At 50.6% G+C, this 12731-nt stretch carries 10 protein-coding genes and 1 riboswitch; of the genes, 5 read left to right on the top strand and 5 right to left on the bottom strand.

Annotated features, from left to right (window positions below; all coding sequences use genetic code 11):
- Positions 1-98: 98 nt before the first annotated feature.
- A complete protein-coding gene (locus A3842_RS14320; protein ID WP_074101836.1) occupies positions 99-1328 on the top strand; it encodes an MFS transporter in 1230 nt (409 codons plus the stop codon).
- A 72-nt stretch (positions 1329-1400) separates the two neighbouring features.
- Here the strand turns inward: A3842_RS14320 and A3842_RS14315 are convergent, their stop codons facing one another.
- Together A3842_RS14315 and A3842_RS14310 are read right to left on the bottom strand one after the other, a co-directional pair.
- On the bottom strand, positions 1401-2735 hold the full coding sequence (locus A3842_RS14315) for a voltage-gated chloride channel family protein (protein ID WP_074101835.1): 1335 nt from the start codon (positions 2733-2735) through the stop codon (positions 1401-1403).
- Positions 2736-2810: 75 nt separating this feature from the next.
- A riboswitch (Fluoride riboswitch) is annotated at positions 2811-2873 on the bottom strand.
- Between the two features lie 54 nt (positions 2874-2927).
- Positions 2928-3443 (bottom strand): hypothetical protein, encoded by a 516-nt coding sequence (locus tag A3842_RS14310; protein WP_074101834.1) that lies wholly within the window; start codon positions 3441-3443, stop codon positions 2928-2930.
- Positions 3444-3731: 288 nt separating this feature from the next.
- Here A3842_RS14310 and A3842_RS14305 point away from each other — a divergent pair, with 288 nt between their 5' ends.
- Positions 3732-5627, top strand: coding sequence for a sensor histidine kinase (locus A3842_RS14305; RefSeq protein ID WP_074101833.1), 1896 nt, complete (start codon positions 3732-3734; stop codon positions 5625-5627).
- A 108-nt stretch (positions 5628-5735) separates the two neighbouring features.
- Positions 5736-7670, top strand: a complete 1935-nt coding sequence (locus A3842_RS14300; RefSeq protein ID WP_074101832.1) for a sensor histidine kinase — start codon at positions 5736-5738, stop codon at positions 7668-7670.
- 62 nt (positions 7671-7732) lie between these two features.
- Here A3842_RS14300 and A3842_RS14295 read toward each other — a convergent pair whose 3' ends face one another.
- Entirely contained in the window at positions 7733-7972 is a 240-nt protein-coding gene (locus A3842_RS14295) for an NHLP leader peptide family RiPP precursor (protein WP_371916000.1), read from the bottom strand.
- A gap of 83 nt (positions 7973-8055) precedes the next feature.
- Positions 8056-8991 (bottom strand): hypothetical protein, encoded by a 936-nt coding sequence (locus tag A3842_RS14290; RefSeq protein ID WP_074101831.1) that lies wholly within the window; start codon positions 8989-8991, stop codon positions 8056-8058.
- A 131-nt stretch (positions 8992-9122) separates the two neighbouring features.
- Here A3842_RS14290 and A3842_RS14285 point away from each other — a divergent pair, with 131 nt between their 5' ends.
- Positions 9123-9437, top strand: coding sequence for a hypothetical protein (locus tag A3842_RS14285; protein ID WP_074101830.1), 315 nt, complete (start codon positions 9123-9125; stop codon positions 9435-9437).
- 49 nt (positions 9438-9486) lie between these two features.
- Positions 9487-10563, top strand: coding sequence for a Gfo/Idh/MocA family protein (locus A3842_RS14280; protein ID WP_074101829.1), 1077 nt, complete (start codon positions 9487-9489; stop codon positions 10561-10563).
- A gap of 220 nt (positions 10564-10783) precedes the next feature.
- Here the strand turns inward: A3842_RS14280 and A3842_RS14275 are convergent, their stop codons facing one another.
- Positions 10784-12715: a beta-N-acetylhexosaminidase gene (locus A3842_RS14275; protein WP_074101828.1), complete on the bottom strand. Its 1932-nt coding sequence runs from the start codon at positions 12713-12715 to the stop codon at positions 10784-10786.
- Positions 12716-12731: the final 16 nt, after the last annotated feature.

Raw genomic sequence — 12731 nt, 5'->3', positions numbered from 1 at the left:
TGCAAAATGAAGGGACGGTATTGGTTGGCACATCCCTGTATGAGAGTTACAATGAAAGGATGATGCTTCCAAGAATACTCAGAAGGGACGTGTGCAGCATGCGTTTTTCATGGAAGCGGAACCTGATCGTGCTTTGGGTAGGGGTGTTTTTTTGCAGTACAGCATATTCGATCTCGATTCCGTTCCTCTCGATCTTTCTGAGCGACCAGCTGGGTGTTACGAATCATTTGGAAATCTGGTCAGGGTTCAGCTTTGGCATTACCTTTCTCGCCAGTGCGCTGATCTCACCTTACTGGGGGTCGCTCGCCGACAAATACGGGCGCAAGCCGATGCTGATCCGGTCGGGCTTCAGCCTGGCGGCGCTGTATTTGATCAATTTTTTCGTGCATGATCCATATGTGTTTATTATCGTGCGTATTTTTCAGGGACTTTTGGCGGGTTTTGTTCCGGCAGCCATTGCGATGGTCGCCACCAATACCCCGGAAGACAAGACAGGTTATGCGCTCAGTATTATGTCTACAGCGGGGGCTACCGGAAGCATTATTGGCCCGCTGATCGGCGGCGTAGTCAGCTATTATTCCAGCAACCGCAGCGCATTTCTGTTCTCGGCAGTGATTGTGCTGGTATCGGCGCTGATCGCCACCTTTTTTGCAAAGGAAGAGAATTATGACCGGTCGGCACCAAGATCGCATGTACGTGATGATATCCGGGAGGCGCGGGCGAATCCCGCGTTTATGACGCTGCTGCTGCTGGCAGGGCTGGCGACCTTCTCCGTGATGATCCTGGAACCGCTGCTGCCGATCTATCTGCTCGACATGGGGGTTTCAAGGAACAGCGCCACCCTAAGCTCCGGCATCGTCTTCTCTGCTGTAGGGATTGCCACAGTAATTATGGCTCCGCAGTGGGGGCGTATCGGCAGCCGCAAGGGCTTTGGATTCATTCTGTTCATCGGCCTGGTCGGCGGAGGTATCGGCAATATTCTGCAGTATTTTGTATCGGGCTATGTAGAGTTTGCCATCCTGCGATTTGCTTACGGCTTGTTCTATGCCGGTGTGCTACCTTCGGTGAACGCGATGATTGTGCAGGTGATAGACCCTGGCTTCCGCGGCCGGGCCTTCGGTCTGAATCAGGCAGCCACCCAGCTGGCAACCATGGCCGGACCGATTATCGGCGGACTGCTGGGTGCGTTTCTTCCAATCCGCTGGATATTTGTTATTAACGGTGTGATGCTCCTCATGGCGGCAGTGCTGGTCAAGACCCGCAAGCTGGAGGCGAAAGTCGCAGCCACCCACCACGGCACCGGACAAATGGTGATACTGGACAATTAATAACAGAAGCTGTTGACAGACGTCTGCCTGAAGGCAACTCTTCAGCGGACGGTGTTTTTGATGCTATCCTTTTTAAGGACCATCGTAGCCGTTTTTATTTGCCTGGCGCAGCTGCTTGACGGTTCCCAGTGTGGTACCTTCAGGAATGCGGACCCACTCACTTTTGGATATTCCAATCTGCTGGGACGTATAGATGCCTGAATGTCCGGAGAACAGGTAGCTTACCAGGCAAGCGATGAACATATAGACTGCCCCACCGGAGCCGAACAGTTCAATTCCCATTAGAAAACAGGCGATCGGTGTATTGGTCGCTCCGCAGAAGACGGCAATGAATCCCAGCGAGGCCAGAAAAGGCGCATATAGATGAAGAAACCCGGCTAAGCTGTTCCCCAGCGTGGCACCTATGGCAAAGAGCGGAGTCACTTCTCCCCCCTGAAATCCGGTTCCCAGGGTAAATGAGGTGAAAATTAGCTTCCATAGAAAGGCGAAGGGGGCAACATCCGTCTGAAACGAATCCTGAATCAGAGGAATCCCGAGACCCAGATAATCTCTGGTGCCGGCAATATAGACCAAGGCAATGATGATGAACCCGCCGAGCGCGCTTTTGAACATAGGATTCTTCACTAATCGGGTGAAGGTTCTTTTCAGATAATGGGTCAGCTCGCTGAATGCAATACTGGCAAGTCCGAACAGAACGGAGGCCAGGATGACTTTGAGCAGTACAATCATGGAAAGCGCCGGAAAGGCATCTACCTGATAATGGATGTGATGTACGTTCCATAGACGGGTAGTCACGATATCTCCGACAAAGCTGGCTGTGAAGCAGGGGAGCAGTGCCTTATGGCTGATCAGACCGATGGCGATGACCTCCAGACCAAACAGTGTTCCAGCCAAGGGTGTTCCAAAAATGGAGCCGAACCCGCCGCTGATTCCGCACATAAGCAGAATTTGACGGTCAAGGGAATTGATGCGGATCAGCCTGCCGAAGGCTTCCGCCAGACTTCCGCCCATTTGCACAGCCGTTCCTTCCCGTCCCGCGGAACCTCCGAATAGATGGGTGACGAGTGTTCCGAACAGGACCAGGGGAGCCATCCGCAGCGGAATCGTCTCATTTCCTTGCTGAATCTGCTCAAGAATCAGATTATTCCCCTTACCGCTGTTTTTGCCGTACCGCATGTACAGATAGCTTACCAAAGCTCCGCCCAGCGGGAGCAAATACAGCAGCCAGGCGTGATTCAAGCGTACTTCTGTCACTGCATCCAAGCTCTTCAGGAAAATGGCTGAGGCTGTACCGGACAGCATACCGACAACGCCGCCAAGTACAATCCATTTCATAAAAGTACCCCATAGGGCCCAATAACTGCTCCTTTCTATAAGCTTCTGCCACCGTGCGTACACTGCTCTCATCTTCCTAGCCCCCAATAAATAATGATGCCACAACATGGTTCCCTAAAATCAAACAGACTCCTACCAGCGAATGGACTGCTGGTAGGAGTCATTAGTCTCTAGAGACGGTTAATGGCGAACTCCATCGCCGTATTGAATTACAACCAATATTAAGGACATCATGTGAAAAAGTCAATGCGAAAAATAACGGTGTTATTCATCCTCACCATTTGAGCCATTCAGAACATCTGTACCCGGCATGACATCGATTGGCGGGGAGACCGGATCAATGGCTGTTCCAGGTTCAATCTCATCGGCATCGGGAATATCTTCAAGCGGAAGCTCTTCATCATCGTCATCTATAAGCTCTTCATCATCGGCGTAATCAATCGCATTGCCGGCCAGTCCGGCAGCTTCAGCAGCAAATATGGCATCCGATTCCAGCACCTCGTCCCGCTCGGATGGCGGAGGAGAAGTCATGCGGGTGACTCTGTCTGCCCGGCGTCCAAGTGCGGGTTCAGGAGCATTGAGGTCGATATCGGCAGCAAGAATAGGATCACCCTCCAAGACGGGATCGGAGCCGTCATCTACCACACCATCCCAATCGACAGGCTTCTCGTGGACCGGGGGTTCCTCAAGCGGGATATCCTGCTCGGATGAAGCTCCGCCCATTTTACTATAACGCTCATATACAAAGTCGGCTTCAGTCTTATTAAATTCATTACCCATCGTAGTTCAGCTCCTTTTGGCGTGATTACTTTTGGCCTCATGTACTATAGTAATTCTATACCCTAATCTCTTGCGGCGAATCTTCATGCCTTCCCCTGCCTATGCTTAATATAATCATTCTGCTGATGGATTAACCATTATTGAAGGGAGCGTTCATTTTATAAGCTGAGATATAACGTCTTTTTTCGAGGATTTTTGCAAGAATAGGCAGGTAAAATGCGAAGGTTGTCGAAAATAAGAGTTGTATGGACTACATAAATCCAACTAAAGATTTACTGAGGTGCCACAATGAAGTTTTCATCAACAAAGGCAGCGGCAGTTATTTTCACAATGCTGCTGCTGATTGTTATAGTGCCTACGGCTATTGCCTCACAGTGGAGCGGCAAGGCGGGAACCTTATTGCCAGGCTGGGAGTTGAAATGGGAAGACTCAGCACTGTGCAATCCTGCTGCAGCAGCTTCGGCCCCTGACAGGGATTGGATCTCAGTTGCCGGGCAATCTGCCAGACCCCTGGCTCCAGCAGGGGCTACAGCCGTTTGGTTTCGCTTTTCTCTCCCGGAGACCGGGGCAAACCCGGCCCTTTTGATTGATAAGGTCTATGGGAATAATCTCAGGGCTTATATGGATAATAAGCTCATTTATGATTCTCAGGATGTAGTGAATTATAATGGGAGCAAGGTGTTGATCCCTTTGTCTGGCGCCGGGGAGCCTTCCCGGCTTTATCTGTGGAGCAGCGGAACCGGTCAGGACTTTGGGGTTGATGGCACAATCACAGCAGGAAGCTACGGCAAACTGCTGGCTGTTTATGTGAAGCAGGATTTGGCGGATATTGTGATTGGTGTTGCTTTTTTATTTATGGGTGCGGCATTGATGGTTTGTTTGCTGTTTCTCAAGCTGGATTTCTTCAAGGGCGGTTTTTTTCTGGTTCTGGTCATTGTTTGCTTTGGCATACTGTTCATCACTTATTCGCCGTTTTTGCCGATTATTTTGCACACCCGGGGACATTGGATAGAGATATGCTTCGATCTGGCGTTATTGACACTGTTGCCGTCGTTTACATTTTACTTTGAGCAAATCTTTGGTCCAGGCCGGCATGGACTGATTATGCGGCTGCGTCAATTTCAGCTGGGCTACTCTCTAATCTGTGTACTATTTCTGGTTATCAACGCTCTGATGTCTTACCGGTTAGACGGAATCTATAGAATCTTCACCGTAAATATTCTGGGTCTATTGATGATGATGCAAGTGATCTATTTGTTGTACGTGGCTGTTCAGGCTGCATTCCGGGGGAATAGCGATGCGGTGATCTTCTCGGTCGGGTTCTCGGTATTTGCTCTATTGACACTAACGGAGCTGGTTCTGTACTATGCCAACGGCAGCTATCACTTGCAATGGTGGAAGTGGGGGGTTATTGTGTTTGTCCTTTCGCTTATTATCATTCTGGGCAGAAGATTCGCCAGCAATCATGAACAAGCACTGGAATATTCCCGGGAGCTGGAGAGATTCAATGATGATCTGCAGCGGTCGGAGAAAATGGAGATTATTAGCGAACTCGCGGCCTCGGTGGCTCATGAGGTACGTAACCCCCTGCAGGTTACCCGCGGATTTTTGCAGATTCTGGGGGAACGCTCCGGCAAGAAGGAGAAGGAATACCTGCAAATGGCCTTAGAAGAGCTGGACAGAGCCTCGCTTATCATCACGGACTTTCTGACCTTTGCCAAGCCTGGACCTGATTCACTGGACAGCTTTGAGGTAGCGGAGGAGCTTAAGCATATCTCGGGCATTCTGGTACCGCTGGCCAACATGCAGGGAGGGGCCATCAAGCTTCAGCTCCAGAGCGGACTCCAGGTACTGGGCAGCACCTCCAAGTTCAAGCAGGCTTTTATCAATCTGATCAAAAACGCCATTGAATCCCTTGAGGAAGATGGGCTGATTACTATTGCTGCATGGAAGTCTGGCGAGCATGTCATTATCAGTGTGCAGGACAACGGGGAAGGGATGAAAGTGAGCGAGCTGGCGCATCTGGGTGAACCGTATTATTCGAATAAAAAGAAGGGGACCGGGCTTGGCCTAATGGTGACGTTCCGGATTATTGAAGCTATGAACGGCTCCATTCAATTTGAGAGCCGTAAAGGTGAAGGCACCCAGGTGATTGTTAAATTACCATCGTCCGCAAATAAATAGGAATTATTTTGGTTAATTCCGTTTTTTTGAAGGGATGGACTGTAGATGGGGCGAAGTACTAACAATAACAGAACAATAGCTTCTGAAATTTACTTCTGAGGTGCTCGCATGCGCTTGTTCGCTAGAATTCTACATCTATCGGTAGTTCTATTCGTACTTTGTATGGCTTGTGGTGTGCTTCAGGCATCGGCAGAAGGTCGGTATGGCTCCACAGAAATCACAAACTGGCAGATGAAATGGGGAAGCCCGGACGGGGAGACAGGCCGGGAGGTTCCGCTTGCGGACGAGCAGGGATGGATGGAGGTCCACGCTCTGCAAGGTACACCTGAGCTTCCCAAGGGAATTTCCTCCGCGTGGACGCGAATAACGTTACCGGAGAACGGGTATACTTCGCCTGCGGTCTACATTAATACGTTATACGCGCTGCATGTTAAGGTGTATGCAGGGGACCGTCTCATTCTGGAGGGCGACCGCAGCTTCATCCATGACAATTATTCCTTGCTTATCCCCCTTAGTACCCAAGACAACGGCAAAACCTTATACATATGGACGGAGACCCTGCAAGACCGCATCGGAATCAAAGATAAAGTGCTGCTGGGTGAGCATAGTCTCCTGATTAAGGATTATTCAAAAAACGGACTGGTCGATGTAGTCTTGGGCGGCGCTTTTCTGTTCGTAGCTATCGTTCTTTTTGTTTGCTCATTTTACTTGAACAAGGAATATTTCCCTATCGCGGCTTCCCTGTCCATAGTTATCGCCTCCACCGGGATTCTATCCATTACTTATTCTCCCTTTACCTACACCTTCTTCAGTTATTTAGGCCCGCTTAGCGTCGTGCTTTTCGATTTGGCACTGCTGTCGCTTCTGCCTGCATTAACCTTTTTATTCGAGAAAATTTTTGGCAGCGGCAAGCGTGGAATCATCCGCCGTTTTCGTAAATTTCAGGTGGTGTACTCCATGTTCTGCATGGTCTGTCTGATTGTGAATTACCTGTCGGGCAACCGGCTGGTGGAATTTTATTATTTTGTGTCTGCCTCCGTGATCGGCATTATCATGATTCTGCAGTTCATCCTTCTGACCGCCTGTGTCGTCCTGTTCTCTCTGCGGGGGAACAAGGATGCAATCACCTTTGCCGTCGGGTTTGGTACTGCTGCCGTGACCGGGGCGGGTGAGCTGGTGTGGTATTACATCCGGCAGGGCAATTATGATCTGATCTACTGGAAGTGGGCGCTGGTGGTGTTCATTCTCTCGCTGATCATCATCCTTGGGCGCCGTCTCGCTTTGAACCATCAGCAGGTTGTCAAATATTCACGGGAGCTGGAGCTGTTCAACAACGAATTGCAGCGGTCCGAAAAAATGGAGATTATCAGCGAGCTGGCTGCATCGGTGGCGCATGAGGTGCGCAATCCCCTGCAGGTGACAAGAGGGTTTCTGCAGCTTCTAAGCGAAAAGTCGAGCGGTGATGAGAGACGGTATTTATTCATGGCCCTCAGCGAGCTGGATCGCGCATCCAATATCATTACGGATTTTCTTACATTTGCCAAACCCGAATTCGAGAAGATCTCCCTGCTCAGTGTCCAGGATGAATGTAAGCATATCGAGAGTATCCTGCTGCCGCTATGCCATTTGAACGGAGGCAAGATGGTGCTTGAGGTCGCCGGAAATTTATGGGTGAAGGGCAATTCCTCCAAGTTCAAGCAGGCATTCATTAATATTATCAAGAACAGTATTGAGTCACTGGGAGAGGATGGGAGCATTCATATTACGGCCTATGCCAAAGGAGATAAAGCATTCATTCATATCAAGGACAACGGGTCGGGGATGGATCCATGGGTTCTGAGCCGGTTGGGAGAGCCTTATTTCTCTTCCAACAAGACCAAAGGAACGGGACTCGGACTGATGGTGACGTTCCGGATTATTGAGGCGATGGGGGGCGAAGTCCGCTTCATAAGCACAAAAGGAGCCGGAACCGAATCCATTACCACTCTGCCTTTGGCAGAAGCGCCGGATGGTTCTGGCTCCTATGAAGCTAAGCTTGGTTAAGATTACCAGGTGCTGTGTAGGCTTACCAGGTGCTGTGTAGGCTTACCAGGTGCTGTGTAGTATTACCAGGTGCTAAGTGTGTTAAAATCCGTTTTCATTACACCTGATGCCGGACTAGGCGGGATAACCAGGTAGAACTCGTTGGATCCTTCTTCAACGGTCTTGAGTGTAATATCATCGGGAAGTTGAATGCCTAGCGCTTCTTGGAGGGCTGCTTTTGGATCTGTGAGTAATCTTTGCTTGAAACCCGGATCTTCCCATGCCTTCTGAATCACTTGATTTCGGAGAATTGCTTCTGACAAAATAATCACCCTTCCCAAAATGGTTATATTTTCCTGATCAGTATAGCATAGCCCAATCTATTATTCTACATCCTATTTCCTATTTACAGATTAATATGTTTGGATAACCAGTAGCTGAGACCCCCGTGCTGCAAAAGCTGCTTTTCGGCTTCAATGGCTGCGGCCATGTGCTGCAGATTCTTAACCATCATCTGGTGGAAGGATATGAGATGAGGGGAGTTGAGCTGGCAATGCTCCAGCTTTCTGTGATTGGATAATGCCGTCTCGGCATACTCGGCAAGTCCGCCTGTGGTATAAATATAATCCTTGACCTGTGTTTTGGTAAGCGCTTCCCTTTGAGTGTTGAAATGACAGCAGACCAGTGACAGCAGACAGTTGTAGCTCCCCCCGGCAAGATCCTGCTCCCAATCCTCGTAGTCGTCCAGCATTTGCAGCGTCAGCAGTATCGTGTGGAGTACATCTTCCGCTTCCGTAATCAATGAAGCATTGCCGGAATACAACAGGACAGCTGTACTGGTAAGCTTCAGCGGACTGGCTTTGTGAGCAATCTTCAGGCGGTCATTCAGAAAATAATCCCCATGCGCCTCACCGGCCATACTGTCAGCCCACTCCAGGATATAACGGTTGAAGCAGAGCCAGAAGAGTGAGTCCGACGGGAATAGCGGTCTGTATCTGTTGAGAAATTCAACATACAGCAGATTGGCAAGCGGGAGCTTGCGGGCTGCACTGTCCTCGCTGCTGTCAATCAAGTCATCCTGAATGAAGAAATACAGCATACAAAAGACATTGCCCACCGACAGTTGCCGGACTTCCGCATCCGTAAGACCATAGCCGTCCCTAAGCCAGAAGGGAAGCAGATAACAGATGTAATTTTTGTGGCTTCCTGTACTAAACACGTTAAACTGTTCGAGATAGGATAGTCCTTGGGCACGAATCGGTTCAGGGAATCCTGAAATAATGATGCTGCAGTCCTTAAATACCAAACGGAGCTCTTCATCGAAATCATGCAGCCAATCCATAGTTTTGTCTCCTGTCATCAGCTTTTTTGAAGGATTTATGGTTCGCATTTACAGGTAATAAATGGTTATTCAAGATGATTATAGTCTTCCCGTCAGGTGTTTTCAATCTAAATTCGAGGGGGAATTCTACTATGGAATGGTATACGTTCGGGCAAATGCTGATGCATATCCGCTTGGGACAAAAGGCGGCCACTCCTGATGGGCGTATAGTGCTTCGGACCTCTGCCGGATTGCTCTGGCAAGGGGGAAGGATGGATGGGGTTTTCGTAGAAATTAAGGATTATCTGTTCTCCGATCTATGGAGGATTTACGAGGATGAAGCGAGCTTGAAGGAGAGCCATAACCGTGATTTTTTGGAGCGGAGAGAGCGGGAAATGTTGGAGAACCAATATGAAGAACAGCGCTGGAACTATATGAAGGAACAAGGAGGGACGAGAGGAGAATAATTCTACTGCGTGGGTTGACCAAGATATTAAGGGTGAAGGGGAATTAGGTATGGATAAAGTAGTATTTGGACTGGTGGGCGGGGGCTGGCGTGCGGAGTTCTATTTAAGGATCGCCCGAGAACTGCCGGAGCGGTTTACCGTTGGGGCCATGTTTGTCAGGAATAAGGAAATGGCAGCAGCTCTTAGCAGAACTTGGGGTGTAAAGGTGTACACCACTATCGAGGAATATATCTCATCGGGAGCTTTTTCATTCACCGTAGTGAGTTTGAAAAAAGATATCAGTACAGCCTACGTGATCCGATTGGCCGAGGATGGGATTCCGGTGCTGGCTGAGACACCTCCCGCTTCAGACCTGGCACAGCTCAAGGAGCTATGGAACCGAGTGGGCCACTCCGCGAAGATTCAGATTGCTGAGCAGTACTTGTTCCAGCCGATGCACGCCGCAAGAATTAGACTCGCTGCATCAGGCAGGCTTGGAGCCGTCAGCCAGGCTCAGGTATCCGCTGCGCATGGTTATCATGGAATCAGCCTGATCCGCCAACTGCTCGGCATGGGCTTCGAGGATGTCAGTATCCGTGCGCAGAATTTCCGCTCCCCGATCCTTCAAGGACCGCAGCGGGGCGGTCCACCTTCCGCCGAAGTACCGGTGCAGGCTGTCCAGACCCTGGCAACGCTGGATTTTGGGGATAAGCTGGGTGTATTCGATTTCACCGGTGAGCAGTATTTTTCCTGGATCCGCGGCAACCGTGTCCTCGTTCGCGGGGAGCGTGGGGAGATAAGGGATCATGACGTATCCTGGCTGCAGGCCTATGACACGCCGCTGTACAGCAAGCTCCGCCGGATCGATGCTGGGCATGGCGGGAATCTGGAGGGCTTTTACCTCAAGGGAATTATGGCCGATGGAGAATGGCTGTACAAGAATCCATATGGACCTGCGCGTCTGTCGGATGATGAGCTTGCCATCGCAGAGAGCCTTACCCGGATGCAGCAATATATCCAAGGCGGGCCATCATTCTATAGCCTGGCTGAAGGAAGCCAGGACCAATATTTGGCGCTGCTGCTGGAACAGGCAGCCGAGAGCGGCGAGACGGTAGTTTCACAGCGTCAGCCTTGGGCGGTGGAATGAGCCTGCGCCGAGGGGAACCGGGTTTGGCCCGTTCAACTACGGCAGCAATGCCGTTGTTGAACGGGCCTCGGTCGGAAAAGGCTTCAACAACGGCAGCAATGCCGTTGTTTGCCCAAAAAAGCTGCCCGTTCGCAGTAATACATGCGGCAGGGCAGCTTTTCGGCTTTTTAACGGTTAGTTTCTTTTTACAGTTACTTGTTCTTACAGGTTAGGTGACGAGTTATAATGCCGCCGAACCGGTTAACTCAGCAGCCAGCCCGATGTACTCGGAGCGGAGCCGGACCAGCTTCGAGACACTTTGCTCCAAACCGCCGGGCCGGTTACGCTGAATCCACAGCTGGCGGTAGTGGTGAAGCAGAAGGTCAAGGTCTTTGATCTGCCGGTGGATCAGGGACGGGTCTAATGTGCCGGCACCCTGTGCCAGATGTTTCTTAATTCGGGCCAGCTGCACTGCATGCTGTACAAAATGAATGCCATTCCGCAGCTCCTCCAGGACAAGACGGGCATCGCCGCATCCAAGCTCCAACTGCTCAAGCTGTGCTTCTATTCCTTCTATATAATGCTCCAATTGATCGAAGTGCCCGTCCGTCAGGTTGGTGACAAGCTGCACCTGATGCAGCGGGGTACGCATCAGCATGGACATTTCCGTATCATTGGGACGGACAACCCCAGATTCATACTTGTAATAGTTGCCCAGATCAAGCAGCAGCTGACCGATTTTGCCCGAGCGGTCATGGAAGACAGCTGTATTCAGATAAGCGGCAACATCTGCTTCAAGATTATTCTCCACGTTCCAGGCTACTGCCGCACCATAGGCGAATCCGGCATAGCTGACGGGCAGGTGCTGCCAATGTCCGAAATCACCCCAGTCGGTGATCAGGTAGCCGATGGCACCATTATTTTTGCCATGCACTGCAGCGCTGCGCAGATTGGCCAGCATGTTATCGCTGCGGCCCGTGAGTGAATTCCAGGAGCTGGTTCCGGGGCATACGTAGAACGGAATCCCCGCTTCCCGGAATTTCAGCGTATCTGCCTCAAACGGGTGGGCTGCGCTGTAGCCCCATTCCATAGCAATGATATCTTTGGGCAGCTGGGGGATAAGCTCGGGGTGCTGGATGATAATATCTCCCCAGAACTGCATCGTTTTGCCGCGCTCCAGGACAAGCTTATGAATCTTCTGTAGGAAAGACAAATACAGCTGACCTTTGCCTGCGGCCCCGGCCGACGCTTTGCTTTTGCCAAGACCCAGTTCATACGTCTCATCACAGCCTACATTGAACTGCTTCGATGTGAAATAAGGAAGGAGGTCGTCATACATGGTTCCTAACAGTTCGAGGACTTCGGGATCTTCGGTATGGAAGGTACCGGGGTGCATGAACAGTCCTTCCGGGTACATTTCGCTGTCGTACATATTCTCCGGGAGCATGAAGCCTTCCGGAATTTCGGCCAGGGTATTGAACTCCGGACGGGTCAGCCAGCCTTCCATGTGCCCGAAGCTGTTTTGATTCGGAACCAGCTCGATATAACGTTCCTTGCAATAGGCGTCCAGCAGCAGAATTTCCTCCCCGGTGATGGGCGTTTCCAGCTCCCAGACCTGTGGAAAGGACTCGTAAGCGAATGGAGAACCTTCTATATATAACTGTAGCTGGTTCAGCTTCAGATCCGCCATGAAATCAATAATGTGGTAAAGGGTTTCGAGCCTCGGGATTTTGTTGCGGCTGATATCGATCATCAGTCCTCTGGCGGCAAAGTCAGGCTGGTCCATAATCTGCAGATACGGGATGCTCCTGCCGAATTGCTGCAAAATTTGTTTTAGCGTAGCTGTAGCATAATAGGCTCCTTCTGGAGAACTGTAAATGATGGCAATTCCGCTCGAATCGATGCGGATTTCATAGCCCTGTGCGGGTAGCAGGGGACTATAACTAAAGTGATAGACGGAACGGGTAGCTGAACGTGTGCCTACAGACAAGGAAAGACTGAGCTGCAGGACCTGCGACAGGATGAGCTGAAGCCTGCGCGCGGCAGGAAGAACGGAACCCTCTGCTTCTCCCGCAAGAACTATGCTTCCTGCGGAGGGATGCTGGAACCGGCCTTCGGACCTGACCAGCACCTGTGGCATAGGAAACAGCTGCAATGGATGATTATCAGACATAGCGTGGACACCTCTT

This window comes from Paenibacillus sp. P3E (assembly GCF_001909045.1).
GTDB lineage: Bacteria > Bacillota > Bacilli > Paenibacillales > Paenibacillaceae > Paenibacillus_AQ > Paenibacillus_AQ helianthi.
Note: the sequence above shows the minus strand (reverse complement) of the source record. Positions and strands in the feature narration are given on the sequence as shown.